This window comes from Nonomuraea sp. CA-218870, assembly GCF_050936535.1.
In the GTDB taxonomy this organism is placed as follows: domain Bacteria; phylum Actinomycetota; class Actinomycetes; order Streptosporangiales; family Streptosporangiaceae; genus Nonomuraea; species Nonomuraea corallina.
The window spans coordinates 434,894-461,415 of the sequence record NZ_JBNJMN010000002.1 but is presented as its reverse complement, the minus strand read 5'-3'; the positions used below and the strand labels follow the sequence as shown (position 1 = coordinate 461,415).

28 protein-coding genes are annotated in these 26,522 nt (G+C 71.8%); 10 read left to right on the top strand and 18 right to left on the bottom strand.

What is annotated here, in order from left to right; genetic code table 11:
* Window positions 1–16 precede the first annotated feature (16 nt).
* The 6 genes from ACQEUU_RS30840 to ychF form a co-directional block, all read right to left on the bottom strand.
* Window positions 17–3,835 carry a TcpE family conjugal transfer membrane protein gene (locus tag ACQEUU_RS30840; protein ID WP_433072607.1) on the bottom strand — a complete coding sequence of 1,273 codons (3,819 nt, stop codon included), beginning with the start codon at window positions 3,833–3,835 and terminating at the stop codon, window positions 17–19.
* A gap of 54 nt (window positions 3,836–3,889) precedes the next feature.
* Complete coding sequence (locus ACQEUU_RS30835) at window positions 3,890–4,153, bottom strand: hypothetical protein (RefSeq protein ID WP_433074425.1); 264 nt, start codon at window positions 4,151–4,153, stop codon at window positions 3,890–3,892.
* A 57-nt stretch (window positions 4,154–4,210) separates the two neighbouring features.
* The gene (locus ACQEUU_RS30830) at window positions 4,211–4,933 is read right to left on the bottom strand and encodes a conjugal transfer protein (protein WP_433072606.1); all 723 of its coding nucleotides are present in this window, start codon (window positions 4,931–4,933) and stop codon (window positions 4,211–4,213) included.
* Between the two features lie 689 nt (window positions 4,934–5,622).
* Window positions 5,623–5,901: a hypothetical protein gene (locus ACQEUU_RS30825; RefSeq protein WP_433072605.1), complete on the bottom strand. Its 279-nt coding sequence runs from the start codon at window positions 5,899–5,901 to the stop codon at window positions 5,623–5,625.
* A gap of 116 nt (window positions 5,902–6,017) precedes the next feature.
* Window positions 6,018–6,749, bottom strand: coding sequence for a class I SAM-dependent methyltransferase (locus ACQEUU_RS30820; protein ID WP_433072604.1), 732 nt, complete (start codon window positions 6,747–6,749; stop codon window positions 6,018–6,020).
* A 93-nt stretch (window positions 6,750–6,842) separates the two neighbouring features.
* Entirely contained in the window at window positions 6,843–7,919 is a 1,077-nt protein-coding gene (ychF, locus tag ACQEUU_RS30815; protein WP_433072603.1) for a redox-regulated ATPase YchF, read from the bottom strand.
* Between the two features lie 51 nt (window positions 7,920–7,970).
* Here ychF and ACQEUU_RS30810 point away from each other — a divergent pair, with 51 nt between their 5' ends.
* Both ACQEUU_RS30810 and ACQEUU_RS30805 read left to right on the top strand, forming a co-directional pair.
* Entirely contained in the window at window positions 7,971–9,260 is a 1,290-nt protein-coding gene (locus ACQEUU_RS30810) for a DNA recombination protein RmuC (RefSeq protein ID WP_433072602.1), read from the top strand.
* 14 nt (window positions 9,261–9,274) lie between these two features.
* Entirely contained in the window at window positions 9,275–9,790 is a 516-nt protein-coding gene (locus ACQEUU_RS30805) for a DUF6542 domain-containing protein (protein ID WP_433072601.1), read from the top strand.
* 63 nt (window positions 9,791–9,853) lie between these two features.
* Here the strand turns inward: ACQEUU_RS30805 and ACQEUU_RS30800 are convergent, their stop codons facing one another.
* The gene (locus ACQEUU_RS30800) at window positions 9,854–10,477 is read right to left on the bottom strand and encodes a TetR/AcrR family transcriptional regulator (RefSeq protein ID WP_433072600.1); all 624 of its coding nucleotides are present in this window, start codon (window positions 10,475–10,477) and stop codon (window positions 9,854–9,856) included.
* Between ACQEUU_RS30800 and ACQEUU_RS30795 the strand changes: the two genes are divergently transcribed.
* Window positions 10,464–10,745, top strand: coding sequence for a cupin domain-containing protein (locus ACQEUU_RS30795; RefSeq protein ID WP_433072599.1), 282 nt, complete (start codon window positions 10,464–10,466; stop codon window positions 10,743–10,745). The two genes, ACQEUU_RS30800 and ACQEUU_RS30795, sit on opposite strands and share 14 nt — an antisense overlap.
* Window positions 10,746–11,071: 326 nt before the next feature.
* Here ACQEUU_RS30795 and ACQEUU_RS30790 read toward each other — a convergent pair whose 3' ends face one another.
* Genes ACQEUU_RS30790 through ACQEUU_RS30780 form a run of 3 tightly spaced genes read right to left on the bottom strand, consistent with a single transcriptional unit; the run spans window position 11,072 to window position 13,408 of the window.
* Window positions 11,072–12,043, bottom strand: coding sequence for an ABC transporter permease (locus ACQEUU_RS30790; RefSeq protein WP_433072598.1), 972 nt, complete (start codon window positions 12,041–12,043; stop codon window positions 11,072–11,074).
* 13 nt (window positions 12,044–12,056) lie between these two features.
* A complete protein-coding gene (locus ACQEUU_RS30785; RefSeq protein WP_433072597.1) occupies window positions 12,057–13,019 on the bottom strand; it encodes an ABC transporter ATP-binding protein in 963 nt (320 codons plus the stop codon).
* Window positions 13,016–13,408 (bottom strand): GntR family transcriptional regulator, encoded by a 393-nt coding sequence (locus ACQEUU_RS30780; RefSeq protein ID WP_397142007.1) that lies wholly within the window; start codon window positions 13,406–13,408, stop codon window positions 13,016–13,018. Before ACQEUU_RS30780 ends, ACQEUU_RS30785 begins: the two co-directional genes overlap by 4 nt.
* 266 nt (window positions 13,409–13,674) lie before the next feature.
* Here ACQEUU_RS30780 and ACQEUU_RS30775 point away from each other — a divergent pair, with 266 nt between their 5' ends.
* Window positions 13,675–14,130 carry an RNA polymerase sigma factor gene (locus ACQEUU_RS30775; RefSeq protein WP_433074422.1) on the top strand — a complete coding sequence of 152 codons (456 nt, stop codon included), beginning with the start codon at window positions 13,675–13,677 and terminating at the stop codon, window positions 14,128–14,130.
* Window positions 14,127–15,059 (top strand): hypothetical protein, encoded by a 933-nt coding sequence (locus tag ACQEUU_RS30770; RefSeq protein ID WP_433072596.1) that lies wholly within the window; start codon window positions 14,127–14,129, stop codon window positions 15,057–15,059. The genes ACQEUU_RS30775 and ACQEUU_RS30770 overlap by 4 nt, the downstream gene beginning before the upstream one ends.
* 186 nt (window positions 15,060–15,245) lie before the next feature.
* On the opposite strand, the gene ACQEUU_RS30765 is transcribed toward ACQEUU_RS30770, so the two are convergent.
* Window positions 15,246–16,211, bottom strand: a complete 966-nt coding sequence (locus tag ACQEUU_RS30765) for a 4-hydroxy-3-methylbut-2-enyl diphosphate reductase (protein WP_433072595.1) — start codon at window positions 16,209–16,211, stop codon at window positions 15,246–15,248.
* A gap of 100 nt (window positions 16,212–16,311) precedes the next feature.
* On the opposite strand from ACQEUU_RS30765, the gene ACQEUU_RS30760 reads away from it, so the two are divergent.
* Together ACQEUU_RS30760 and xseA are read left to right on the top strand one after the other, a co-directional pair.
* Window positions 16,312–17,163, top strand: coding sequence for a hypothetical protein (locus tag ACQEUU_RS30760; RefSeq protein ID WP_433072594.1), 852 nt, complete (start codon window positions 16,312–16,314; stop codon window positions 17,161–17,163).
* The gene (gene xseA, locus ACQEUU_RS30755) at window positions 17,160–18,362 is read left to right on the top strand and encodes an exodeoxyribonuclease VII large subunit (protein WP_433072593.1); all 1,203 of its coding nucleotides are present in this window, start codon (window positions 17,160–17,162) and stop codon (window positions 18,360–18,362) included. The genes ACQEUU_RS30760 and xseA overlap by 4 nt, the downstream gene beginning before the upstream one ends.
* Here the strand turns inward: xseA and ACQEUU_RS30750 are convergent.
* Window positions 18,340–18,948, bottom strand: a complete 609-nt coding sequence (locus ACQEUU_RS30750; RefSeq protein WP_433072592.1) for a TetR/AcrR family transcriptional regulator — start codon at window positions 18,946–18,948, stop codon at window positions 18,340–18,342. The two genes, xseA and ACQEUU_RS30750, sit on opposite strands and share 23 nt — an antisense overlap.
* An 85-nt stretch (window positions 18,949–19,033) precedes the next feature.
* Between ACQEUU_RS30750 and ACQEUU_RS30745 the strand changes: the two genes are divergently transcribed.
* A complete protein-coding gene (locus ACQEUU_RS30745; protein ID WP_433072591.1) occupies window positions 19,034–19,441 on the top strand; it encodes a nitroreductase family deazaflavin-dependent oxidoreductase in 408 nt (135 codons plus the stop codon).
* Between the two features lie 23 nt (window positions 19,442–19,464).
* Here the strand turns inward: ACQEUU_RS30745 and ACQEUU_RS30740 are convergent, their stop codons facing one another.
* The 3 genes from ACQEUU_RS30740 to ACQEUU_RS30730 form a co-directional block, all read right to left on the bottom strand.
* Window positions 19,465–19,695, bottom strand: coding sequence for an exodeoxyribonuclease VII small subunit (locus ACQEUU_RS30740; protein ID WP_433072590.1), 231 nt, complete (start codon window positions 19,693–19,695; stop codon window positions 19,465–19,467).
* 139 nt (window positions 19,696–19,834) lie between these two features.
* On the bottom strand, window positions 19,835–20,371 hold the full coding sequence (locus tag ACQEUU_RS30735; protein ID WP_433072589.1) for a DUF4245 domain-containing protein: 537 nt from the start codon (window positions 20,369–20,371) through the stop codon (window positions 19,835–19,837).
* Window positions 20,372–20,382: 11 nt separating this feature from the next.
* Window positions 20,383–20,991 carry a TetR/AcrR family transcriptional regulator gene (locus tag ACQEUU_RS30730; protein ID WP_433072588.1) on the bottom strand — a complete coding sequence of 203 codons (609 nt, stop codon included), beginning with the start codon at window positions 20,989–20,991 and terminating at the stop codon, window positions 20,383–20,385.
* Window positions 20,992–21,073: 82 nt separating this feature from the next.
* Here ACQEUU_RS30730 and glpX point away from each other — a divergent pair, with 82 nt between their 5' ends.
* The gene (gene glpX / locus ACQEUU_RS30725; protein WP_433072587.1) at window positions 21,074–22,108 is read left to right on the top strand and encodes a class II fructose-bisphosphatase; all 1,035 of its coding nucleotides are present in this window, start codon (window positions 21,074–21,076) and stop codon (window positions 22,106–22,108) included.
* Here glpX and ACQEUU_RS30720 read toward each other — a convergent pair whose 3' ends face one another.
* Window positions 22,109–22,753, bottom strand: a complete 645-nt coding sequence (locus ACQEUU_RS30720) for a DUF1707 SHOCT-like domain-containing protein (RefSeq protein WP_433072586.1) — start codon at window positions 22,751–22,753, stop codon at window positions 22,109–22,111.
* Between the two features lie 192 nt (window positions 22,754–22,945).
* Here ACQEUU_RS30720 and ACQEUU_RS30715 point away from each other — a divergent pair, with 192 nt between their 5' ends.
* Window positions 22,946–24,109: an MFS transporter gene (locus ACQEUU_RS30715; protein ID WP_433072585.1), complete on the top strand. Its 1,164-nt coding sequence runs from the start codon at window positions 22,946–22,948 to the stop codon at window positions 24,107–24,109.
* A 34-nt stretch (window positions 24,110–24,143) separates the two neighbouring features.
* On the opposite strand, the gene ACQEUU_RS30710 is transcribed toward ACQEUU_RS30715, so the two are convergent.
* Both ACQEUU_RS30710 and ACQEUU_RS30705 read right to left on the bottom strand, forming a co-directional pair.
* The gene (locus tag ACQEUU_RS30710) at window positions 24,144–25,088 is read right to left on the bottom strand and encodes a Gfo/Idh/MocA family protein (protein ID WP_433072584.1); all 945 of its coding nucleotides are present in this window, start codon (window positions 25,086–25,088) and stop codon (window positions 24,144–24,146) included.
* Between the two features lie 25 nt (window positions 25,089–25,113).
* Window positions 25,114–26,490 (bottom strand): PLP-dependent aminotransferase family protein, encoded by a 1,377-nt coding sequence (locus ACQEUU_RS30705; protein ID WP_433072583.1) that lies wholly within the window; start codon window positions 26,488–26,490, stop codon window positions 25,114–25,116.
* Between the last annotated feature and the right edge of the window lie 32 nt (window positions 26,491–26,522).

Sequence of the window (26,522 nt, the reverse complement as noted above, 5' to 3'; positions counted from 1 at the left end):
CTGCTCGGATGTTCACTTAACGCTCACCGATTCTCGTGCCTGGGGGGTCACCAGCCAACTCCTCTTCGCTCGGTCGGATCCTCTGCGCCGCGAAGCCTGCGACCACGACCCCCGCGAGCGCCAGATAGGCCCGCCTGCCGGCCGTGCGCAACCGCCCGGGATCCACGACCTCCACCCCGCCGGGGGCCAGGTCGTCCTCCCAGGGCACCCTGACGATGGCCCGGCACCTGCCGCTGGCCACCGCCTCCGCCTGCTCGACGTCCGGCATCGAACGCCTGCTCACCCCGTTGACCACCATGACCGCGCGCCGCCTCAGGTCGGCGCAGCCATGACCGTCGAGCCACTCGTACGTCATCCCGACCGCCTCCGGCGCCTCCTCGCTGGCGGGCACCACGAGCACCAGCTGGTCCGCGTACGGGAGCATCCGGGCGGCCAGCGCCGCCGCCGGGTCGATCACGGTCAGCTTGTAGTGGCGGTCCAGCAGCGCCAGCGCGTCGCCCAGCCGCTCGTCCGAGAAGAGGTTGCGGTCGGCCAGCCGCTGCTCGGCCTCCGCGTCACCGTCCGCGCCCACCACCTCCAGGCCGGACGAGGTCCGCGTGGTGTAGCCGCGCATCCGCAGATAGCCGCCGATCTGGTGGAGGCCCGCCAGCAGCGACGTCAGCGTCTCCGGAGTCTCGGGCTCGATCCTGCTGCTCAGCGTGCTCTCGCCGCTGCCCGCGTCCAGGGCCACCACGCGGTCGTCGCGGTAGTGGGCCAGCGTGTGGCCCAGCATCAGCGCCGTCGTGCTCTGGCCCGCTCCACCGGTGCAGCCCAGCACCACGATGCGGCGGCTCCCGCTGAACACGCTCCTGGCCCGCGCCTCGTCGATCTCGGACCCGTCGCCGCGCACCCCGTTCCCGCCGACGACGACCCTGGCGACCCGCCGCCAGCCGCCGGAGTCGCGCCCCACGACGGACTCCACGCGCCGGACCTGCGCCTCCCCCGCCCGAGGCCCCGGCACGATCCTGCCCTCGTTTCCTTGCTCCTCCCCGCGCGTCCCGTAACCCTCACCCGGCAGATCCTCGGCCGCCCGCGACACATCCGCGGAACGCGCCTCCCCCCGCCCATGCCACCCCTCGACCCCCGGCGCCTCGCCGCGCCGCGGGCTCCCGGGCCTGACGGCCGCGTCCTTCCGCGAGTCCCCCGACCCGGGGTCCGCACCGTCGCGCAGGGCGGCCGTGTCGTCCCGCACGTTCCGGGATCCGCTCGGCGCAGCCGTCGAGCGCGAGACCCGCTCGTCGGCCACCCGCGGACCCCGCCGCCTCTCAGCCTCGGCCCGCAGATCATCGGCGGGTGCTTCCCGGTCGCGCCCGGACCTCGGGCCCCGACCGGCCTGCGACCGCTCCCGGCCGGCCTCGGACCGCCCTTCGGGTTCCCGGCCGACCTCAGGTCGCCCTTCGGGTTCCCGGCCGACCTCAGGTCGCCCTTCGGGTTCCCGGCCGGCCTCCGACCGCCCTTCGGGTTCCCGGCCGGCCTTCGATCGCACAGCGGAGTCCCGACCGGCCTCGGGTCGCCCTTCGGGGGCCGGGCCGCTCCGGCTCGACCGGGCCTCCTGGACGTGCGCGGCCGGCGCCTCGGGCCCTTCACGCTCGGCGGGCTCTGGGTCGGTCACCGCCCGAAGGGCCCGGCGACGCGCGGGCCGCCCCTTCGCGGGGGCCACGCCTTCCCCGGACGCCTCGTCCCCGCTCACGGATCCGCCGGCACCAGCCTCAGCCGACGGCGCCGCAGCGCGATCGTCCCGCTCCTGAAGCCCGGCCGCCGCCGCAGTCTGACGGTCCCGCTCCACAGGCTCGGACGCCGCCGTCACAGCGTGGTGGTCCCGGTCCGCAGGCTCGGAGGCCGCCGTCACAGCGCGTTCATCCCGGTCCACCGGCTCAGGCGACGCCGTCACAGCGCCGTCATCCCGGTCCACCGACTCGGACGACGCCGTTACACCGTGGTCGCCATGATCCGCCGGGTCGGACGGGGTGTCCGGGGTGCTGTTGTCGTGTTTCGGAGGCTCGGGCGACGCCGGTACGGCAGGTACGGCCTGGTTCGCGGGCGTGGAGGCGCTCGGAGCGTTGGTGCGCTGCTCGGGTGCGTCCTCGTGAGGCTGAGGGGAGTTCTCCGTATCCGCCGTAGCGGCGCGGTGGGCCTCCGGCGCGGCGGTCTCTCCGGACCGGGCGCCGGGCACCTCACGCGCGGCGGCCTGCTCCGGCGGCTCCGCTCCGGCGCCATCCTCCGGGCGGGCGGGCTTGGAGGTCTCGTCACGTCGGAGGGGGAACGTCTGCTCGGGTCCGCGATCGCGCAACGGGCGGGACAGCGTGACCGGCCGGGAATCGGGGCTCAGCGGCGCCCAGCTGCGCTGCGCCTCGGCGAGCAGAGCCGGGTTGAGCTTGGGCGGCTGGCCCTTGCGGTGCTGGCTCCTGGCGGCCGCGTCCTCCTGGCCGTGCTCGGACCCGGACCCCTCGTCCGCCGCGCCGGCCGGAGGGCCGTCGGCGCTGGCGGCCAGCTTGCGGAGGCGCCGCAGCGCCTCGGTGTCGATCGGCTTGCCGCCACCGCCCTGACGCGGCCTGCGCACCCCGGTCTCCTCGCGCGAGGCGGCGTCGCCGTCGCGAGGGGCTTCTTCCGTACGGGAGCCTTCCGAGGCGGAACGCCGGGCCGCCGGACCAGCGAGCGGGGCATCCGAGCCCGTACGCCGGACGGCCGAGCCCGTGCCCTCGGCGTCGGAGGGATCACGCCGAGCCGCCTGACCGTCCCGCACGGAACCGGCCGGCCCGACATCCCGACCTGAACCAGTCCGCCCGACGTCCTGAGCTGAACCGGCCGCCCCGCCGTCCAGCCGCCCCACCTGGCGGCTCCGTACCGAGCCGGCCGTCCCGCCGTCCCGCGCCGACGCGGCCGCCCCGCCGGACCGGGCCGAGCCGGGCTTCTGATCGTCACGGGCGTGCGCCACGTGGGAGTCCCGGGCGGGCGCGACCGCCTGGTCTTCTCCAGCCGGGGCGGGCCGGTCGTCGCGTACGGTGCCGGGGGCCTGGGCGGCACCCGTGGCCGCCGGCTGGGAGCGCTCGGCGCCGCCGGGCTCCGTGGCGCGGGTGTCGCGGACCAGGCGCAGCTCCCGTACCGGCTGGCGCGGCGAACGGCCGGGAGCGGGTTCCCCGGCGGAAGTCTGCTCGGGCACGTCGTGGGGCGGGAGGGCGGGAGGCGAGCCGGGACGGGTGCGGGATCCCCAGCCGCTGCGGGCCGGCTCCGCCGCGGCGACGGGGAGCCGGGTCGCGGACTCCGCCGCCGTGACCTTGAGCTGGGTGGGCGCCACGGGGGCCTGGGCGGCGGCTGCTGCGGCGGCGGCCACCGCGGGCCGGACCTGGCGCGGGCCCGTCGCCGTCGCGCGCTTGCGTGAGGTCTTGCGCGTGGCCTGGCGGGACGTGCGCGCGGCCTTCACCCGGACCGGGTAGGCGCGCCAGACGCGGGCCGAGAACGTCACGGTCTCAGGCTCCGACAGGGACGCCAGGCGGTACCACGCCTTCGGCTCTCCGAGGTAACGCAGCTGGGACTCCAGCAGCTCGGTGAGCCGCTTGCCTTCGATGACGGGCCGGGTGGACAGCCACGTCACGATGCCGGGCGGCACCAGGAAGAGCACGTGCCAGGGCATCGCCACCGGGACGCCGACGAGCCAGAGCAGGAGCGACCACGGGACGAGGACGCCGACGAACACGCCGATCCAGACGATCGGGAGCGGCATGGGCAGTCGTAGGTCGTACAGCTTGTAGAGCCGCTTCTCGATGCGCCAGATGTTCGTATACGTGGGCAGGTCCACGCGGTCCTCCTCTCCACCCGCTCGTACATGACCACCGGGGAGTGGTCTCAACCCTTACTGGATGCCGAGGGCACCCGCGATCGCCTTGGCCGTCACCTCGATGATGTTGGGTACGTAGAAGATCACTCCGATGGCCACGGCCAGGATGAGGAACTGGACGAATCGCGTGATCTCGCGGGTGAAGAGGAAGAACAGCGCGACCACGGACACGACGACGAGGAACAGCGGGGCGAAGAACGCGCGCAGGAAGTCGGCGAGTCCTTCGGTGTTGACGCCGGTCGGTGCGGGGCTCGGCGTCATCTCGATCAGGTGGAGCATCAGGGTTTTCACGATCACTTCTCGTCCTTCCGGGGGGTGCCGATCAGCAGAACCGGGCTATCCGACGACACGACCGGCACCACGGATGTCGTCGACGTACCACTTGTCGCCCTGCTTCTCGACGGTGAGGCGGTATGCCTGCTGGAGACGGCCGTCGGCGGTGCCGGACCCGGCGGCGACGTCGGGGGCCGTGGACGCCGCCGCGCCGGGCACGATCCAGACCACGACCGCCTCGATCTCTCTTGTGGCACCCCCCACAGGCACCACGACGCTCTTGAGCTCTGCGAAGGTGAAGGCGCCGGCGAAGCTCGGCAGGCTGGTGCCGGCGGTGACGTAGCGCTGGAGTTCGGCGGTGTTGCCCGAGGCGTAGTTGCGGAAGAAGCCCTCCAGTTGCGGTTTGAGCTCGGCGGTCGCCGCGTCGTCGGTCTCCGGCACGGCGGCCTGGGGCAGCTGGGCGGGAGCGGGGGCGGGCAGGATCGCGGGCCAGCCCGAGACGACGAACCTGCGGCCGGCGTCGCCGGTCGAGTAGTAGATCGGCACCGACAGGTGGAGCCTGCGCGGGCCGGTCTGGAAGGCCACCGTGACCACGGCGTTGTTGGCGTCGGCGACCTCGATGTCGTACGGCTGGATGGCGACGGCGCCCAGCTTGCCGTTGCCGTCCCAGCCCAATTGCTGGTCCATGCCCTCGGCGACGAACGCGGACAGCTTGCTGGACCTGCTCACGGCGTCCTCGGGGCTGAAATTCAGGTAGACGCCGGCGAACTGCGCGGCGAACGCCATGGCCTGGTCCTCCGGGAAGCCGCTGCCCGGTTGCGCGGACTCATTCGGAGCGGCGGCGTTTTGGCCGGTAAACCGCTCGAATGGGGCACGGATCCCATTTACCACGATTACTACGATAAGCGCCCACAGAACTATCCGGCCCGTCCAGACGAGCCACCGCCCGCCGCCACCCGACCAACCGCCGCGCCGCGGCCTGCGCGGAGGCGGCGCGTCGTAGCCGGTGTCGGGGTGTGCGGAAAGCTCGGGCCCGCCAGCGATCCGAGGACCGTGCTGGACGGTTGACCTACGAGCCATCACGCCTCCGCTCGCGCCATCCCCCCGGCTGGCGCGGTGTCGTCCGTTGCCGATCCCCATCATCCGCGGTGAAGCAGTCACCTTATCCGGTCTCCGCCATTGTTCCAGGAAAGCCACGCCCATGCTGCAAGCATCGCCGTCCGGGGGCAAACCGAGTGCGCATAGGACGCACCTGGCGCGCCGGTTTGTGTGTGTTCCCTGTCGAAAGGGCATTCGACCAGGCCAGAGACCTAAAAACGCATAACCCGACCGCCACGAATATCTGTCCTCGTCGCGGAGCCCACCCGTTGACCTGCGCTTTCTTTCCCGGACTCGGCCCTTCGACGCCGCCCGGCCTCACCCTTGACGATGCCGCACGGGTCTTGATCACTCGGCGGCCGCCCGGGGACCGGACCTCAGGCGGACTCGCGCGAGCGGGGGGCGCGGAGCCCCGCAGGCTGGACGGCGCGCTCCAGGGACCCGCGCAGCTCCGCGAGCAGGCTGGTGGCGGCGTCCCGGCCGCGCAGCCGGGTGGCCACCTCCTCGCGCTCACCGGCCTTCATACGCAGATAGTCGGCCCGGTCGACGCGCAGGCCGTACATCAGCTCCACCCGCAGCAGCGCGAGCTCCTCCTCCAGGCTGATGCCGTTGAGCGTGGGCGCCTGGCGCCGGTTCCTGTTGATGCGACGAAACATGAGGGCCTCCCGAGTCAGCGTGGCCGCCGTGTCGATTCGACGCGCGGGCGGCCCAAGTGGTTGACGCGGAAGAGGTCCCGCAATCAGATATTTGGGAACCGGCCAACTGTGGCCAATCACACACCCGCCGTACGGGCCACGAAGACGAACTCGCGTCCCGGCCGATCCGGGGCGTCGCGTACGTCCTGGACCTGGAAGCCGGCCTCGCGCAGCGACCTCCCGACCTCCTCGCGCCCGCGGAAGCGCAGCGTCGAGTCCGAGGTGAGCACCGCGCCGTCGGCCTCGAACACGTACGTGTGACGGAAGGTCACCAGCGGCCCCGACACGTCCAGGACCTCACACCACGACTCGACGCGGCCGGTGCCGGGGACGTCGGTGACGGCGTGCGTGCGCGCCCGGTCCCACTCCCGCCAGGCCCGGCGGGCGGGATCGCGGGTCTCGAAGACCAGCAGGCCGCCGGGCCGCAGGGCGGCGCGCACCCCGCGCAGGGCGGCCGTCCACGCGTCGTCGGTGAGGAAGACCTGGGCCACGTTGCCCGTCATGGTGGCCAGGTCGGCCCGGAGCGGCGGGAGCGTGGTGGCGTCGCCGAGGATCCAGCGCACCCGGTCCGCGCCCGGCTTGGCGCGGGCGACCGCCAGCGACGCCGCGGCGGGGTCCACCGCCGTCACCTCGACGCCGCGCTCCGCCAGCAGGCAGGCGAACACGCCGGTGCCGCATCCCACGTCCAGCACCCGCCGCGCGCCGAACTCCGCGACCATGGCGGCGTACGGGCCGAGGTCGCTCCGGTCGGCGTCGATCGCGTCGTAGATCCGGGCCAGGCGGGGCTCGGCGAAAATCGGATCGGGCACGCCCCGACGCTATCGTCCCCGCACAACCGCTTTCCGGCCTCGGACGACGCCGATCACACCGCCGGAAGAGACATGAGGCGGGCCGGAGGGCGGTCAGACGTTGAAGCGGAACTCGACCACGTCGCCGTCCTGCATGACGTAGTCCTTGCCCTCGATGCGGGCCTTGCCGGCGGCGCGGGCCGCGGCGATGGAGCCGGCCGCCACGAGGTCGTCGAACGAGACCACCTCGGCCTTGATGAAGCCGCGCTGGAAGTCGGTGTGGATGACCCCGGCCGCCTCCGGCGCGGTGGCGCCCTTGCGGATGGTCCAGGCGCGGGACTCCTTGGGGCCGGCGGTCAGGTAGGTCTGCAGGCCGAGGGTCTCGAAGCCGACCCGGGCGAGCTTGCTCAGCCCGGACTCGTGCTGGCCGACGGACTCCAGCAGCTCCATGGCCTCCTCCTCGTCGAGCTCGACCAGCTCGGACTCCAGCTTGGCGTCGAGGAACACCGCCTCGGCGGGGGCGACCAGGGCCGACATCTGGGCCTTCAGCGCGTCGTCGACGAGCTCGTCGGAGTCGACGTTGAACACGTAGAGGAACGGCTTGGCCGTCAGCAGGTGGAGCTCGCGCAGGTCGGGGCCGCCGAGCCCGCTCTCGAAGATGGTCTTGCCGGTCTCCAGGACGGCGAGCGCGGCCTGGGCCGCCTCCAGCGCGGGCTTCTTGTCCTTGTTGTGGCGCGACTCCTTCTCCAGGCGCGGGATGGCCTTCTCGACCGTCTGCAGGTCGGCCATGATCAACTCGGTATTGATCGTCTCGATGTCGCGCTTGGGGGAGATGTCGCCGTCGACGTGGGTGACGTCGGGGTCGTTGAAGACCCGGATCACCTGGCAGATGGCGTCGGTGTCGCGGATGTTGGCGAGGAACTGGTTGCCCCTCCCCTGCCCCTCCGAAGCGCCCTTGACCAGGCCCGCGATGTCGACGAACTCCACCTTGGCGGGCAGGATGCGAGCCGAGCCGAAGATCTCGGCCAGCTTGGGCAGACGCTCGTCGGGCACACCCACGATGCCCACGTTGGGCTCGATGGTGGCGAACGGGTAGTTCGCGGCGAGGGCGTTGCCGGTCTTGGTCAGCGCGTTGAACAGCGTGGACTTACCGACGTTGGGCAGGCCGACGATGCCGATGGAAAGGCTCACGCCCAGCGAGTTTACTTGCTTCCCGAAGGCGGCCAGGCGTGTCGGGGGCCGATGCGGGCGCGATGTCCTGCAATCATCGATGAGGTGGATGTCGTCTCGCTTCTGCTGGGTCTGCTGATCGGCGCGGCCATCGGGTTCCTCGTGGCCAGGACGAGGGCGGCGGTGCGGGTGGCCGAGGCCGACGCGCGCGCCAAGTCCGCCGCCGAGAAGCTGGTCTACGTCGAGGAGCAGCTCGCCGAGCGCTTCCAGGCCCTGTCCACCCGCGCGCTCGACGTCAACAACGTGCGCTTCCTGGAGCTGGCCGAGACCCGGCTGGCCGCCACCAGGGCGGAGGCGGCCGGTGACCTGGAGCAGCGCAGGCAGGCGGTCGAGCACCTGGTGGAGCCGCTGCGCGACGCGCTGGCGCGGGTGGAGACCCAGCTGCGCGACACCGAGTCGGGCCAGCGTGCGGCGCGGGCGGAGCTGGCCAGGGAGATGGAGTTCGTACGGCACAGTCACGAGCAGCTCCGCGCCCAGACCATGGCGCTGGTGCGGGCGCTGCAGCGGCCGGAGGCTCGCGGCCGGTGGGGCGAGATGCAGCTGCGCCGGGTCGCCGAGATCGCGGGCATGCACCGCCACTGCGACTTCGACGAGCAGGTGGCCGAGGGCCCGGTACGTCCCGACATGGTGGTGCGGCTGGCCGGCGGCAAGAACATCGTGGTCGACGCCAAGGTTTCGCTGTCCGCCTACCTGGAGGCCGCGGAGGCGGGCGACGAGTCGCTGGCCACGGTCCGGCTCGACGCGCACGCCCGGCACGTCCGCGAGCACATCGACCGGCTGGCCGCCAAGTCCTACTGGCAGGCGTTCACCCCGACGCCGGAGTTCGTGGTGCTGTTCATCCCCGGCGAGGCGTTCCTCGCCCCGGCGCTGGAGCGCGACCCCGGCCTGCTGGAGTACGCGATGGCCCGCAAGGTCCACATCGCCACCCCCACCACGCTGATCACGATGCTGCGCACCGCCCACTACGCCTGGCAGCAGGCGGCGCTGAGCGAGAACGCGCGGGTGGTGTTCGAGCTGGGCAAGGAGCTGTACGAAAGACTGTCCTCGATGGGGCGGAACGTGGAGTCGCTCGGCAGGTCGCTGGCCCGTACCGTGGAGGCGTACAACAAGACCGTCGGGTCGCTGGAGAGCCGGGTCCTGGTCACCGCACGCAAACTGCACGATCTGGGCGTCGTCGACGGTGAGCTCGACTCTCCCGGGGCGGTCGAGGGCGTGCCACGGCCCCTGGCGTCCCCCGAACTGCTCGAAACCACGTCTCTCATCACACACGCGAACGGTAAGTTGGCCAACGGGTCGCAATAAGGGGGGTGGGGCCGGTGACCGGCACAGGCAAGCGTTCCGCCGTCAGGCTGACCGCCCGCGGGGCCATCGCGCTCACGCTCGTCTCCACGCTCGCGGGCTACGTGCTGGCCGCCCTGCTGGACATGCAGCTGCTGGTCGGGCTGGCGTTCGTGGCCGCGTCCCTGCTGGGCGTGGTGCTGGTCAACCCGCGCGAGCTGCTGTCGCTGGTGGTGACGCCGCCGTTGGTGTTCTTCGTGGCGACCCTCTTCGTCGAGCTGGGCCGGGCGCTCGTCACGGTCGGCATCCTGCAGTCGCTGGCGCTCGGCCTCTACGGCTCGCTGTCGCGCGGCGCGCCCTGGCTGTTCGCCGGCTCGGCGATCGTGCTGGGCGTGGCGTGGGCGCGCGGGCTGCGCGACAACGTGCGCGAGCTCCGCGACGAGTTGCGCGCGGGCGCCGAGGTGCCGCGGCCGCGCCAGCCGCAGGCGTACGTGCCGGAGCCCGACGGCTACTTCGAGCCGCGCGTCTACGGCACGCCCCGAGGCGAGGACTGACGACCCGGCGGACCACTCGGTCGCGCCTCCGATCGGGGTGTCCGGGATCTCGCTCGGATGGCTTCAGTCCCGGGAGGGCTGGAGCAGGTCGAGGGCCTCGTCCAGGGCGGGGCTCGGCGCGAGGCCGCGGGCCGCTCGGATCGCGCCGGCCAGGAAGCTGATCCAGACGTCGACCAGCGCCTCGATCCCGCAGGGGCGCCCGCCGGCGAGCCAGTGGAGCGCGGTCTCGTCACAGGCGGCGGAGAACCCGCGCAACGGCAGTTGGAGCGCCGGCTCGTCCGCGTCGAGGCCGAGCAGCTCGCAGACCGCCCGGATCCCTTCGCAGCGCGTCGCCTCGAAGGCATCCCAGGCCAGGCCGGTGGCCTCGGAGCGGCGAAGGATCAGGTTGCGGGCGGCGTTCTCGTGTTCGGCCAGGAACTCCAGGTGGGCGACGAGGTGGCGGCGGAGCCGTTCGAGTGCGGACCCCTCGGGGGTGAGCTTCACGGCCTCGCGGAGGCGGCGGTCGATCTCGCGCACGGCCTCCGCGTAGAGGCTCTCCTTGCCGTTGAAGTGGTGGGACAGGAGCCCGTGGGCCACGCCGGCGGAACGGGCGATGTCCCCGACCGTGACGTCCGCGTAGGGGCGCTGGGAGAAGTGCTCCAGCGCGGCGTCGAGCAGCTTCCGGCGCGCCTTTATGGACGGCCTCATCCAGCCCGGCCACGGCAACGTCCCGCACATCCACTCCAAGGAGGACGAGGCGTTCTACGTCGCCTCCGGAGCCTTCGAGTTCATCAACGGGGACGAGAAGATCACGACCGGCCCCGGCGACTTCGTGTACATCCCCAAGGGCACGCGCCACGCCTTCAGGAACATCGGCCCGGAGCCCGCCAGGCTCCTCGTCTTCTACACGCCCGCCGGGCCGGAGTCCTTCTTCCTGAAGCACGGCGAGACGGACCGGGCTCCGTACGCGGATTGACCAAGACCGCCGCGCTGTGATTGGCACCTGCGGGTGCGGCGCATCGTTGCCGACGGCCGCCATGCCGCGGCGTGGATCGACGCGCGCGTCGGCGTCGAGCATCAGGACGCATGCGTGTGGTTCGAGCTCTCCGACCAGTGACCGATCAGCCGCGTCGTCGACTACTGGCCCGAGCCGTACGACCCGTCGTCCGGCCGCGAGCACCTGGTGGAGCGCTGGTAGGCCCTGGGCGTCACGCAGGGCGTACGGCAGCGGCGCGCCTTGCAGAAGGCGGTGACGGTCCTGCGCCAGGCCGTCCCGTCACCGTGATGAGGCGATGATCGGCTTCAGATGCGGGGACGAAGGGTGCGCCGGACGGCGACGCCGCCCAACGAGAGAGCGGGGATGAGCAGGATTCCCGCCTCGGTCCATTGGAACCGCCAGAACCTGTCCTCGGGGTGAAATTCGGCCACCTGGCGATAGCCGTGGCTGAAAGAGCACTTGGCGTACTTCTTGGTCGTCTCATCCGTCCCGCAGGGGCCCGCGAGCGCGAGATGTCTCTCCTGAGAGGTGTACCTCACGCCGCTTCCGTCGATCCAGTAGCTCGTCACGTACAGGGAGCCTTCCGGTTCGAGCTCGTCCATGACCGTGGCCTGCACGGCTCGTTCCGGTGTCGCGTAGGAGGATGGCGCCCTGAGGAGTCCGAAGAATGCCAACGCGCACACCGCCAGGGTCACCGCCATCGCCGGCAGGGTCCGCCGTAACAGTGCGCCCGCGGCCATGCCGAGCAAGAACGCGGACAGCCACCACGCCGCCGGCATGATGCCGACAATGCGGAACCAGCTCATGTCGAAGCGATAAACGTTGTAAGGGGGGACGTCGAAGGCCGCCAGCCAAGGCTCCACGATGGCGGCCAGCGCCAGCCCGCCGAGCGTGACCGCGGCGCCGAGCCCGACGATCTTGGCCGCCAGCCAGCGGCGCCGCGTCACCGACTGGGTCCAGGTCAGCTGGTGCGTGCCCTGCTCGAACTCCCGGGCCAGCAGCGGAGCGCCCCAGAAAGCGCCGATCATCGCCGGGGCCAGCAGCGGAAGCCATCCGAGGAGTTCCCCCACCGACCGTATGCGCTCGTTCATCTCCCCTCGGTAAGCGCTGCACACGGGCGTGTCCGCCACGCAGTCGGTCGCCGGAGCGTTCTGGGCGGCGAAGTCGGCCGCGCCCAGACCGCTGATGAGCAGAACCACGCCGAGGACGGCCAGCAGCGCCGTGGTGAGGAGCACCTGTATGCGGTGCTGCCGCCAGGTAAGCCACAACACTTCCATGTCTCCTTAGCGATCAGGCAGTGGTCAGGGTCGGACGAGGCAGCGCCGTGGTGTCGGGGCGGCGCAGGTAGGCCAGCACCAGCTCCTCCAGGCTCACACCGGACGCACTCCATCGCGGGTCGTGCAACGGCGTTCCCGGACCGGTGCGGACCAGCAGGTCGGCCTGCCGTTCGCTCCGGCTGTCGCTGATCACCGGCATCCGGGCCGCCACCCCGTCGGCCAGCTCGGCCGGACCGGACAGCGTCCGGTGAGTGGCGAGCAACTCGTCGACCTCACCACTGATCTGAACCTGGCCGCGGTTGAGCACCACCAGCCAGTCGCAGGCGTTGGTCAGGTCGGACACCACATGGGAGGACAGCACGACGGTCATCTGCGTCTCGGCCACCGCCACCATCAGGGAGCGCATGACATCGTGCCGGGCCACCGGGTCAAGGTTGGCCAGCGGCTCGTCCATGACCAGCAGATCCGGCCGTTTGGCCACGGCGATGGTCAGCGCGACCTGTGCCTGCTGGCCTCCGGAAAGCTTGCCGACCTTGCGGCTCAGCGGGATGTCCAGTTCCGCCAGCCGTTGCCTGGCCAGGGCGTCGTCCCAGCCCGGATTGAGATGGTGTCCGAAGCGGAGCATCTCAGCGACGGTGAAGCCGTCGTAGAGGGGTTTGTCCTGGGCCAGGAACGCCACCCGCGCGAGGGCCTCCGCCCGCTGCCCGACCGGTTCGCCGAAGACACGCACGCTGCCACGGGTAGGGGCGATCAGGCCGGCGACCAGGTGCAGGAACGTGGATTTGCCCGCGCCATTCGGTCCGACGAGTGCGATGACCCGGCCGGCGGGGACGGACATCGTGCAGTCGCGTAACGCCCAGGTGCCCCGATACCGCTTGGCGAGCCTCACGGCCTCCAGAGCGGTCGGGCTCTTCGCGGGGACGGCGAGCTCACCGCCCCCGCCGCCGAACATCCTCACTGTCCGATCCGCTGTCATGCGATTCCCTCCTGGACGGAGTCGGCGAGGACCGAGGCGAACAGCGCCTCCATATCTCCTTGGTCGAGCCCCGCCTCACGGCAGCCCCGCACCCACTGGGCGAGGTCGCGGCGGAGCCGGGTGTGATCGGCCGTGGATCCGCCGCCCAGGGACCGCCGCACAAACGTGCCCAGCCCGGGCCGGCCGACGACGAGGCCCTCGTGTTCCAGTTCGCGGTAGGCCTTGGCCACGGTGTTCGGGTTGATCGCGAGGTCGCTGACGACCTCTTTGATCGTCGGCAGCCGATCGCCCGGCATGAGCACACCGAGCCGCAAGGCGTGTTTGACCTGATGCACCAGTTGCAGATATGTCGCCACACCAGAGCTTGGGTCGAGGCGAAGCTTGATCACTGAAATACCCTTTTCATATTAGATTAGTAAAAGGGTATTAACGTCCAGGATCTTCGTCAACTCGGCCTCCTGGCCTCGCACGCGGGTCGTCGTGGCCTGAGAGCCCTCGGATTCGGTCCGCTTCAGGCTGCTGCGAGCGTGGACGTTCCGTACCAGAAGATGATCGATCTTCGAGCGGGTGGCGGCGGATGAGAAATGACCTGTGACCATCGGGCGCATCGGCTCGTCCTCTGTGATGTGACTGTCGTTTCAGCCCGGAGGCCCCCATCATCGAGGAGCTGTACCGCGAGTACTGGCCGCTCGTGTGCGGGTTCCTACAGCGGCGGACCCGGGACCCGCACCTGGCCGAGGACCTCGCACAGGAGACGTTCATCAAAGCCACCAGGGCCTTGTTCGGCTGGCGCGGTGAGAACCCGGGCGCGTGGCTGCTCGCCATCGCCCGCAACGTCCTCATTGACCACGCCCGGCGCCGCCGCCTGGAGCTGCCTTTGCCGGATCCCGAAGAGCTGGCGGTACCCGCGCTCAACGTCGCCGCCCTCGATGTCCGCCAGGCCCTTGAGCAGGTGCACGAACAGCATCGCAGGCTGCTCCAGCTGGTCTACATCGAGGGATTCTCGCTCGTGGAGGTGGCCGCGATGACCGGGAAGAGCACCGCGGCGGTGAAGACCGCCATCTGGCGGGCCCGCGCCGCCTTCGCCGACATCTACGGAGATGATGCATGACCGAACAGCCCGAACCACTGCAGATCCCCGAGTTCGACCCCAAGGCGACCCGGCGCGCCGTACGCCGCGGCATTCGCAGAACCGCCACGCTCGTGCTGGGCGTTCTGACGGTCCTCGCGCTCGTGGCCACGCTCGGTTCCACGCTGATCCAGACGCGCGGTGACCGAGAGCGGCGGATGGTCCACGTGCTCGGCACCGCGTTGCAGATCGCCAAACCCGCCTACACCTTCACGTCATGGACGTGCTGCCGGACGGACCCGCTGTCGATGTCCTTCTCGGTCACCGCGGCGCCGATGCGCGCGCACGGCGGGTTCGGCATGCAGAGCCAGCCGGATTTCACCGTACGGCAGAACCTGTTCGGCAGGGTGGAGGATCTGCCGTGGGCGCAGATGACGAACACCACGCTGACCACGGCGTTGTTCAACATGGGGACCTCGCTTCAGAGCAAGCCGGACATCCGGCGGGTTCTGGCGAGGCTGCCGCAGGACATGAACGCGCTTGCCGTGGTGGAGTTCGAGCGGCCGCTCCCAACCGACGCGCTGGTCGGCTTCACGCGGCAGTACAACGCGTGCCCGGAAACGGTGGTATACGAGACTCGACCAGGATCGGTGCCCATCAGCTGGGGCAGCAGCATGACAACATTCTGGGGCGTCGCCCCGCAAAGCGACGTGACCGTGTGCAGTGATGTTCCCCCCGAAGACTTGGCCGCTTTCCGGTCGTGGGTGAGAATCCTGCGGCAGCACGACGAGCCCAACCTGCGCCGGTTCGACCTGAACCTGGCGCGGCTGAGCAAGGCCTCGAGCGAAGGCCTCGCCTACGGATACGTTGATCAACTTGTCACGGTCAAGAAGCTCAGGGAGATCATCGAGGATCCTCGCGTTCGCGCGGTACGGCTGGCCGACGTGACCTTCGACCTCGACCGCCCCTGACGTGCTTCAAGTCCGGGCATAGCCGGGTCGGCGTGGGCGGTGGTGCCGGAGCCGTACGATCCGCCGTCCGGTCGCGAGCACCTGGTGGAGCGCTGGTCGGCCCTGGACGTCACGCGAGGCATACGGCGATCCCCGCCGTATGCCTCGCGATCGGGCCGAGGTGAACCAGGTTCTCCCGGCGGAGCGCTAGGAGACGCGCAGGTCCTTGCGCAGCTCGTGAGGGAGCGCGAAGCGCATCTTCTCCTGCACCGGCTCGACCTCGGTCACGTCGCCGAAGCCGCGGTGCGCCAGCCACGCGAGCACTTCCGCCACCAGCTCCTCGGGCACCGACGCGCCACTGGTGACGCCGACCGTGGTGACGCCTTCGAGCCACTCGTCGCGGATGAACGTGGCGTTGTCGACGAGGTAGGCGGCCGCGGCGCCGTAGTCCTTGGCCACCTCGACCAGGCGCTTGGAGTTGGACGAGTTGTCGGAGCCGACCACGATGACCAGCTCACACTCCTCCGCGATCTCCTTGACGGCGACCTGGCGGTTCTGGGTGGCGTAGCAGATGTCGTCGCTGGGCGGGTCGATCAGGTCGGGGAAGCGCTTCTTGAGCCGCGCGACGGTCTCGTTGGTCTCGTCGACCGACAGCGTGGTCTGCGACAGCCACACCAGCCTGCTGGGGTCGCGCACCTCGACCCGGTCGACCGCGTCCAGGCCGTCGACGAGCTTGATGTGGTCGGGAGCCTCGCCGCTGGTGCCCTCGACCTCCTCGTGACCTTCGTGTCCGATCAGCAAAATGTCGTAGTCCTGACCGGCGAATCTTCTGGCTTCGTTGTGAACCTTCGTCACCAACGGGCAGGTAGCGTCAATGGTACGCAACCCGCGCTGCTCGGCCTCGGCGTGCACGGCGGGCGAGACGCCGTGAGCGGAGAACACCACGATCTCCCCCTCGGGCACCTCCTCGGTCTCCTCGACGAAGATGGCGCCCTTGGCCTCGAGCGTCTTGACCACGTGTGTGTTGTGGACGATCTGCTTGCGCACGTAGATCGGCGCGCCATACTGCTCCAGCGCCTTCTCGACCGCCACCACGGCACGATCGACACCGGCACAGTAGCCGCGGGGCCTTGCCACGAGGACTCGGCGGGAAGAGACAGTCTGGAGCTCCATAGTCCATATGCTACGTGGAACGGCTGACCGGCCCGCGCGTGCGCCTGTGCCTGCGCTTTGCCAGACTGGCCGTCCACACTGACCTCCCAGGGAGACGTGCATGTCCCTAAGCGACGTGATACGCAACATCGCCAAGACTGTCACCAGCAAGGACGCGCTCAAGGAGAAGGCCCGCGACCTGCCGCTCCTGGTCGTCCAGACCACGCTCGGCGCGGCCGGGCAGGCGCTCATGCTCGTGGACCGGGTGAAACACTCGATCAAGGGTGACAAGGAAGAGAAGAAGGAAGACGTCGATTCGCGTCCTTCCGAGACGCCGGTCGTCGGCGCCGGAGAGGAGGCGAAGCCGGCCCGCAAGGAGCCGGTCATCTTCGCCCCCAGGCCGGAGGCCGCGCCCAACGGCACCGCCAAGACCAAGCCCGAACCGGTCATCTTCACCCCGGCGGGCAAGCCCGAGCCCGAGGCGGAGCCCGAGCTGAAGGCGGAGCCGGAGACCAAGCCGGAGACCAAGCCGCAGGCAGAGGCCGAGCCGAAGCCGAAGGCCGAGACCGGGCTCAGGACCGAGCCGAAGCCCGAGCCGAAGCCGCAGGTCGCCGTCGTGGCTGAGCCCGAGCCCGCCGTCGCCCAGCCGGTGGCCGCCGCCGAGCCGGAGCCCGAGGCGAAGCCGAAGGCCAAGCGGAAGCCCAAGCCGAAGGCCCCGCAGACGGCGAAGCTGGCCGAGGCCGTCGAGACGGTCCCGGTCGCGCGGGAGGAGCCCGCTCTGGGCGCGGGTGAGCTGGCCGAGCCGCTGCCCGGCTTCGCCTCGCTGACGGTGGCGTCGCTGCGCGCCCGGATGCGCGGCAAGAACGCCACGCAGATCGCCGGGTACCTCGCGTACGAGCAGGCGACCTCCGGCCGGCCCGAGGTCATCCGCATGTTCGAGAACCGTCTGGCCAAGCTGCACGCGGGCGAATGACGTCCAAGACCACGCCCGAGTCGCCGCTGCCGATCCGCACGGTCCTGCAGATGGTCGGCGGCTGGATCGGCAAGCTGGGCACGGTGTGGGTCGAGGGCCAGATCACCGATCTGAGCGCGCGCGGCGGCACGGTGTTCCTGACGCTGCGCGACCCGGTGGCCAACGTGTCCGCCCGGGTCACCGCCCCGCGCGGGGTGTACGAGGCCGCGATGCCCAGGCCCGCCGACGGCGCCCGGGTGGTGGTGCATGTCAAGCCGGACTTCTGGGTGAACCGCGGCTCGTTCGCCTTCACCGCGCTGGAGATCCGGCCGGTCGGCGTGGGCGAGCTGCTGGCCCGCCTGGAGCGGCTGCGCCAGTTGCTGGCGGCCGAGGGGTTGTTCGGGGCGGAGCGCAAGCGGCGGCTGCCTTTCCTGCCGGGCACGGTCGGGCTGATCTGCGGCCGGGACTCCGCCGCCGAGCGCGACGTGCTGGAGAACGCGCGGCGGCGCTGGCCCGCCGTGCGGTTCACGGTGGAGGAGGTCGCGGTCCAGGGCCCGTACGCGGTGGGCGAGGTGACCGAGGCGCTGGGCAAGCTGGACGCCGACCCCGCCGTCGAGGTGATCGTCATCGCCCGGGGCGGCGGGTCGCTGGAGGATCTGCTGCCGTTCTCCGACGAGACGCTGGTGCGCGCGGTGGCGGCCTGCCGTACGCCGGTGGTCAGCGCGATCGGCCACGAGCAGGACAGTCCGCTGCTCGACCTGGTGGCCGACGTGCGCGCGTCCACTCCCACCGACGCCGCCAAGAAGGTCGTGCCCGACGTGAGCGAGCAGCTCACGCTGGTGCGCCAGCTCCGCGACCGGGGCCGCAGGGTGGTGAGCGGCTGGCTGGACCGGGAGATGTCCTGGCTGGCCGCGGTCCGGTCGCGCCCCTCGCTCGCCGATCCGGTGCGCGAGCTGGAGCGGCATGCCGAGCGGGTCGACGGGCTGCGCGAGCGCGCCAGGCGCGCGCTGTCGGGCTCGCTGGACCGGGCCGGGGACGACCTCACGCACGTACGGGCCCGCCTGGTGGCGCTGTCGCCCGCGGCCACTCTGGAGCGCGGCTACGCGATCGTGCAGCGCCCGACGGGCGAGGTGGTGCGCCGCGCGGAGGAGGTCGCCCCTGGCGACGAGCTCACGGTGCGGTTGCCCGACGACCGCGTCACGGTGCGGGCCGAGCCGTGACGGCCCTGGCGAGGCCGCCGATCCCGGCCTTGACCTCGTCGATGGTCAGCCCGCGCTCGCACTGGTAGGCGATCAGGTGGGCGTTGACCGGGGCCAGCAGGGCGTCGGCCAGGTAGTGGGGGTCGGCGTCCGGCCTGGCCTGGGCCAGCAGCGCGGCCAGGTGGGTGTGGTGCACCCGGTAGGGGCCGCCGAACCTGGACGCGGGTGAGCCCAGCTCCACGAGCTGGAACAGGTCGAGCTGGGAGACGACGCGGTCGACCAGGGCCGTCAGGAAGGCCTCGGCCCGCTCGGCCGGCGCCGCACCGGGGCCCAGCGGCGGCGGGCCGCTGAGGAACGCCTCCTGGAAGCGGCGCTCCCGCTCGTCGATGAGCGCCCACACCAGGCCCGCCCGGTCGCCGAAGCGCCGGTAGACCGTGCCCACGCCGACCCCCGCCTCCCTGGCGACCTCGTCCAGGGAGAGCTGGTCGGCGCCGCGGCAGTCGATCATGCGGGCCGCGACCTCGATGATCTTCTGCCGGTTGCGCGCCGCGTCGGCGCGCTCGGGCTGGGACTGCCCCAACACCGGCAGCTGTCGACCTGCGCGCACGAAAACAGCATACGACCCGGAGGAATTTCCGGTTAAACTCTGCGGTTGTCCGAACCGGAGAAGTCTCCGCTTTCAGGAGGAACCCATGAGCGACTTCAACCAGCAGACCATCGAGGAGTTCCGCGCCAACGGCGGAAAGGTCGGCGGCTACTTCGAAGGCTCCGATCTGCTCCTGCTCACCACCACGGGCGCCAGGTCGGGCCGGCGCGTCACCACGCCCGTGATGTACCTGGAGGACGGCGGCCGGCTCGTCGTCATCGCATCCAAGGGAGGCGCCGACGACAACCCCGCCTGGTACCACAACCTGCGCGCCAACCCCGAGGTCACCGTGGAGGTCGGCACCGAGACGTACGAGGCCAAGGCCACCGTCGTGGACCGCGGGGAACGCGACCGGCTCTACGCCCGCATGGTGGAGAAGGCGCCGGGCTTCGCCGACTACGAGACCAAGACCACCCGCGTCATCCCCGTCATCGCGCTCGAACGGCTGACCTGACCCGCTCGTCGCTGAGCCGCTCGTCAGAAGGGCGCGTCGTCCTGCCCGCCGGGGTCGGCCCTGCGGGCCATCGCGGCCGCCAGCTTGACCCTGGCGCCCTGCAGCCAGTCCTCGCAGACGGCGGCCAGCTTCTCGCCGCGCTCCCACAGCTCGATCGACTGCTCCAGCGTGAGCCCGCCGGCCTCCAGGCGGCGGACCACCTCGGTCAGCTCCTCGCGCGCCCGCTCGTACGAGGGCGTCTTGTCGTCAGCCACAAGCCCACCCTAGTGCCGTCGCACGAGGAAAGGCCCCCGCCTCGGGCGGGGGCCTTCTCACGTGGTTGACAGCAGAACCGGCACCCGTCAAGGGCTGGCCCTTCCACGCGGAGGCTGATGCTAGCAGCGTCCGGACGGCTCAGGTGGCCGGCTTGGGGCCCTGCCGCAGCGCGGCGGCGAGCCGGCCCAGCTCGGTCCAGTCGGCGGTGCCGGTCACGACCAGCGTCACGTCGGGCAGCACGCGGACCAGGGTGCGCTGCTTCTTGTCCTCGCGGAAACGCCGCTCCCACGTCTGGCCGCCCACCTGCTGGGTGCCGACCGACTTGTCGGAGTTGGCCATGCGGTTGGCGAACCCCGCCGCGGGCTTCTCGTCGCTCTGGATGAACATCGCGTGCTCGCGCGCGGCCGTCGCGTAGCCGATGTGCAGGACCTGCGCGCCGTTGTCGCCCTGGGCGACCCGGCTGCTGTTGGGGATCCACCCCTCGGGGTCCTGGGCCGGCGACCACACCGCGTACGGGACCGTACGGGAGAAGTTGGCCACCGTGATGGAGTAGTCGCGCCTGGGGATGTGCTCCACGTCGCCCCGCGGCGTGATGAGCAGGAAGAGGCCGACCCCCGCCAGGCAGACGAGCACGGCTACCACATAGCCGTGGAGACCTTCGGTGAACCGTCGCACACTTGGCGAGGTTACCCGCTGATGGCGTCGGTCGCGGACCCGGCCGGGCGGAGGCGGCCGACGATCTCCAGGACCTCCTCGGCCAGGTTTCTGTCCCCCGACTGGACGATCTCGTTGACGGCCCCGGCGAGCGCCCCCGTCAGGACGACCACGAGCGCGTTCTCGTCGTCGAAGAGGGCGGCGTTCCGGCGCGCCCAGGTGCGGAGCCGGTCGCGCATGACGACCTCGAAGCCGGGCGGCCCGTCGCCGCGCAGGAACAGGGCGGCGAGCTCGCGCTCGGCCAGGCAGCCGTCGAGATAGGCGCGGGCGGCGCTGACGAACACCCGCATCGGATCGGTCTCGCCGGCCTCACGGGCGGCCCGCGCGGCCTGCTTGGTGCGCTGCGTCTGGCGTGACTGGAACTCCTCGAACAGCGTGAGGTAGAGGTCGGCCTTGCCGGCGAAGTGGTGGTAGAGGCTGCCGACGCTGGCCTCGGCCGCGGCCACCACGTCGGTCACGCCCGCCTCGGCGAAGCCCTTGGAGACGAACACGTCCCTGGCGGCGCGCAGCAGGGCCGAACGCGTGGCCGCGCCGCGCTCGGACGTGCGGGCTGTCACGGGCGGTTCCACATCGCTGCTCATGGCTGGCACATTATCCTCCGCTGACCGGGGATACAGGGACAACTACCATCGGGATAGTCGTCACGAGGAGGCCTCACCCATCATGTCCGATCAGACCTCGGTTCCCGAGCCGTTGGCCACGGGAGCGCACGCCCCCGACCGTAACCTCGCTCTTGAGCTCGTCCGCGTTACGGAGGCGGCCGCGATGGCCGCGGCGCGCTGGGTGGGCCGGGGTGACAAGAACGGCGCCGACGGCGCGGCGGTGAACGCCATGCGCCAGCTCATCAACACGGTGTCGATGAACGGCGTGGTGGTCATCGGGGAGGGTGAGAAGGACCAGGCCCCGATGCTGTTCAACGGCGAACAGGTCGGTGACGGCAGCGGGCCCGAGTGCGACGTGGCCGTCGACCCGATCGACGGCACCCGGTTGACCGCTCTTGGCATGCCCGACGCGGTCTCGGTCATCGCGGTGAGCGAGCGCGGGTCGATGTACGACCCGTCGGCCGTGTTCTACATGGAGAAGCTGGTGACGGGTCCCGAGGCGGCCGACGTGGTCGACATCGAGCGCCCGGTGGCCGACAACATCAGGGCGGTGGCCAAGGCCAAGCACTGCTCGCCCGCTGACGTCACCGTGGTGGTGCTCGACCGTCCCCGCCACGAGCAGCTCGTCAAGGAGATCAGGGAGACCGGGGCCCGGATCAAGTTCATCACCGACGGCGACGTGGCCGGCGCGATCATGGCCGCGCGCACCGGCACCGCCATCGACCTGATGCTGGGCATCGGCGGCACGCCCGAGGGCATCATCGCCGCGTGCGCGCTCAAGTGCCTGGGCGGCGTCATCCAGGGCAAGCTGTGGCCGCGCGACGACGCCGAGCGGCGCAAGGCGCTGGACGCCGGGCTGGACCTCGACCAGGTGCTGAGCACGAACGACCTGGTCAGGTCGGACGACGTGTTCTTCGCGGCGTCGGGCATCACCCAGGGCCAGCTGATGGACGGCGTACGCTACCGCGGCGGCGTGGCGATGACCCAGTCGCTGGTGATGCGCGGACGCTCGGGCACGATCCGCAAGATCGAGAGCGAGCACCAGCTGTGGAAGCTGCGCGCCTACAGCGCGATCAACTTCGACACCGCCGGCTGATCAGCGACGCTTGCGGCGGCGGGGCTGCTTGACCGAGACGTCGCCGACGAAGTTGGTGGTGCGGACCTCGACGACCGGCGCGCCGGGCTCCTCCGGCCCCTTGGTGAGCCGCGCGGTCTTGTCCTTGGTGACGCGGACGACCTCGAGCCCTTCGGGCACGCGGATCTCCAGCCCGCCGAAGACCAGGGTGGCGTTGATGACGACGCGCCGGTTCTGCAGGATCGCGTCGCGGAAGTCGAGCTTCGTGGTGCCGAACATGGCGGTGACGTCGAGCTCGGCGGGCACCACCCAGCGGCCGCCCCGCTGCTGCTGCCGGAAGAACGCGGAGACCGGCCTGTCGTCGAGGTTGAGCGGCTGCTCCTCGGCGGGCAGCAGGTCCTCGGTGAGCTTGACCAGCTCGCCGAGCGTGCGGGCCGCGTAGAGGACGCCGAGCCGCTCCTCCAGCTCCTCCAGCGTGAGCCGCCCGTCGGCGTGCGCGTCCTGGAGGACCTGCGCGATGCGCTCGCGGTCGGCGTCGGACGCCCGCAGCTCGGCGGGCTGCGGGAGGTCGTCCTTGCGGGGGCGGCGGGCCGACACCCACTCGTCGGCCAGCCGTTCGCCCGCCTCCTGCAGACGGGGGAGCCACGATCCCGGGCGTTCCTTCACGCCCCCCACGATATCCGGCGGGCCCGGCGTTCGGCCCGATCCCGGCGTCCCGAATCACCGGGCGGGAACGCCGCATCGCGGGGACGGCCGGGCGCCGGTGAGACGGACCCGGCCGAGTGCTGGTGGAGCGGCGATCTCAGGGACTAACCTGACCCAGCCTCACGTTAATTCCCCCCAATTCAGGAGGCCGCCGTGCCGTCTCCGCGTGATCGCCAAGCCCGCCTCGCCACCTTCATCGTGTACGCGGTCCAGGGCCTGTCCTTCGCCACCCTGCTCACCCAGGTCGCGCACCTGCAGGACAAACACGGACTGAGCACCGGGGCGCTGACCGCGCTGCTGCTCATCGTGCCGGTCTTCGCGGGCGTGGGCAGCGTGGCGGCGGGCGCGTTCGCCGCCCGCCTGGGCAGCCGGCTCCTGCTCCGCCTGGCCCAGCCCGCCGTCGCCGTCGCCGTCGTCCTCTCCGGCCTGGCTCCCGGCGTGCCTCTCCTGGTGCCGGCGCTGCTGCTGTTCGGGGTGGCGGTCGGCGCGGTGGACGCGGGCATGAACATGCAGGGCGTCGCGGTCGAGCGCAGGTACGGGCGGGCCGTGCTGAACGGCTTCCACTGCCTGTGGAGCGTGTTCAGCCTGGCCGGAGCGCTGTGGGTGGCGGCGGCGGGCGGCGCGCTGCCGCTGGAGGCGGTCATGGCGATCCCGATGGTGTTCGCCGTCGCGGGCTCGCTGCACGCCGGCCCCCGCCTGTACGCGCCGGAGGAGGAGCGGGCCGAGACCGCCGAGACCGCCGCCGCGACCAGGGTCCCGTGGCGGCCGATCATCCCGCTCTGCCTGGCGATGGGCTTCCTGTACGTGGGCGACGCGGCGGTCTCGAACTTCAGCACCGTCTTCATGCAGGACGAGCTGCTCGCCGACGCCCGGGTGATCCCCCTGGCCTACGCCGCGTACCAGGCCACCACGCTGCTCGTGCGGCTGGCCGGCGACGTCGCGGTCAGGCGGTACGGTCCCGCCACCGTGGTCAGGCTGGGCGGGGCGATCGCCACGCTGGGCTTCCTGGGGATCGTGTTCGCGCCAGGGCAGCCGCTGGCGGTGGTGGCCTTCGGGTTGACCGGGGTGGGGCTGTCGGTGGTGGCGCCGCAGTCGTTCTCGGCCGCGGGACGGCTGGACCCGGCGGGCACCGGGGTGGCGATCGCCCGGGTCAACCTGTTCAACTATGTCGGCTTCATCGTGGGCGCGGCCCTGGTTGGCGGGCTCGCGGACGCGGCGGGCATGCGCGCGGGGTTCGCCGCGCCGCTGGTGCTCGCCGCCGCCATCGTGGTCCTGGCCAAGGGGTTCGAGCCGAAGCCGGTGGCGTCGCGGCCGTGACGCGGGCGGCTCAGGGCGCCGTGACGCCGTCGGCTCAGCGCGGCGGGGCGACCTCGGCCAGGTCGACCGGCCGGCGCTCGCGGCGCGACAGTTCGGCCGCCTCGGCGACGAGCAGCGCCGCCAGCGCGTCGTCGACCGCGCACAGGCCGTCCGCGCCGCGCAGGAACGCGTCCAGCTCGGCCCGGTAGGCGTCGGCGAACCGGGTGACGAAGTCCGGCCAGGGCTCGCCTCCGGGGGTGAGGCCCTCGGTCGAGGTGAGCGGGGCGCGCGGGCCCAGGCCCACGGCCATCGTGCCCCGGGTGCCCGCCAGTTCCATGCGCACGTCGTACCCGGCGCCGTTGTAACGCGAGCCCTGCACGGTGGCGAGCGTGCCGTCGTCCAGGGTGAGCAGGGCGGCGCTGGTGTCGACGTCGCCCGCCTCGGCGAAGAACGCGGCGCCCCGGTTGGCCCCCGTCGCGTACACCGAGACCACCTCGCGGCCGGTCACCCAGCGCAGGATGTCGAAGTCGTGGATGTGGCAGTCGCGGAAGATCCCGCCGGACGGCGGGATGTAGGCGGCGGGCGGCGGCACGGGGTCGGCGGTGATCAGGTGCGCCCGGTGCAGGTCGCCCAGCTCGCCCCGGCGCAGCGCGGCCGCGGCGGCCGCGTACCCGGCGTCGAACCTGCGCTGGAACCCGATCGCCACCCGGTTGCCGCGCGCCGCCTCCAGCACCTCCAGCGTGCCCCTGACGTCACCGGCCACCGGTTTCTCGCAGAACGCTGGGACGCCCCGGCGGCAGGCCTCGAGGAGCAGCTCGGCGTGGGTGCTCGTGGGGGTGGCGATGACCACCGCGTCGGCGTCGAAGGGGTCGCCCGTCCTGCCGTGCGGCGAGGTCCGCACCGGGTCCGCCACGATCAGGTCGTCGACCAGGGGGTGGGCGGCCAGCGTCGCGGCGTGGAACGCGCCGATCCGTCCCAGCCCGAGCAGTCCCACGCGCATGATCCCTCCTCTGCCTGTGTAACCTCTAGATCCCTTTTTGTCCAGACATAAGGACTTTAAGCCCTCGGATCGTCTCCGCCGCGCGGCGCGCCGGCAGCCGGGCGAAGCCGGCCACCACCGCCGGCGTGCCGTCACCCTCGCGCATCGGCCCCACCGGCTCGGCCACCAGGCCCAGCTCCAGGGCCGCCGCCACCACCCGGTCCTCGTCCCAGCCAGGCGGCAGTTCCAGATAGACGTGCAGGCCCGCCTCGATGCCCCGGACCCGGACCTCGGGCAGCTCCCCGGCCAGCGCCTCCACCAGGGCGTCCCGGCGGCGGCGGTACTCCCGGCGCATCCGCCGCAGATGCTTGTCGTAGCCGCCGGTGCGCAGGAAGTGGGCCAGCGCGTACTGCTCGACCACCGGCGAGCCCAGGTCCAGCTCGCCCCGGGCGCGGCGGACCGCCTCGGCCACGGGGGCGGGGGCCACCACCCAGCCCAGCCGCAGGCCGGGTGCCAGCGCCTTGCTCACGCTGCCCGACAGGATCACCCGGTCGGGCGCGAGCCCCTGCAGGCAGCCGACCGGGTCCCGGTCGAAGCGGAACTCGGCGTCGTAGTCGTCCTCCAGGATGAACCGGTCGCCGTCACGGGCCCACGCCATCAGGGCGGCCCGCCGCGCCGGCGAGAGCACCACCCCCATGGGGAACTGGTGGGCGGGCGTGACCAGCGCCGCCTCGGCGCGCCGGGCCCGCAGCGCCGCCACGTCCAGGCCCTCCTCGTCCACCGGCACCCGGACCACGTCGGCGCCCGCGCGACGCAGCAGCGGAAGCTGGCGGGTGCTGCCGGGGTCCTCCACCGCCAGGCGGATCCGGCCGGACCCCGCCAGCACCCGCAGGATGAGGCTCAGCCCTTGGGCCACGCCGCCGACCACGACCAGGTTCTCCGGGCGCACGTCCGCCGCCCTGACCCGCCTCAGGTAACCGGCCAGCTCCTCGCGCAGCTCCGGGACGCCGCCGGGGTCGCCGTAGTCGAGGCCGTCGCCGGGCATCGTCGCGAGCACGTGACGGACCGCGGCCAGCCAGCGCTCGCGCGGGAAGAAGCCGAGGTCGGGCGAGGTCGGCCGGTGGCCGTAGTACGGGGCGCGGTCCGGGCCGCCCGGCGAGGGCTCGGCGCGGTGCGCGGCGGTCGGGGCGACCAGGGTGCCGGCGCCGACGCGGGAGACCAGGAACCCCTCCGCGACGAGCTGCTCGTACGCCTCGACCACCACGCCGCGGGAGACGCGCAGGTCGGCGGCGAGGTCGCGGGTGGCGGGCAGGCGGGTGCCGGAGGCCAGGCGGCCGTGGCGGACGGCGTCGCGCAGCTCGGACGCGATCTGCCCGGCGATCCCCCCAATTTCCCGATTTATCGGCACATGAAGGTCGGCCACAATGGTCCTCTGTTAGAGCGAGCGATTGGACT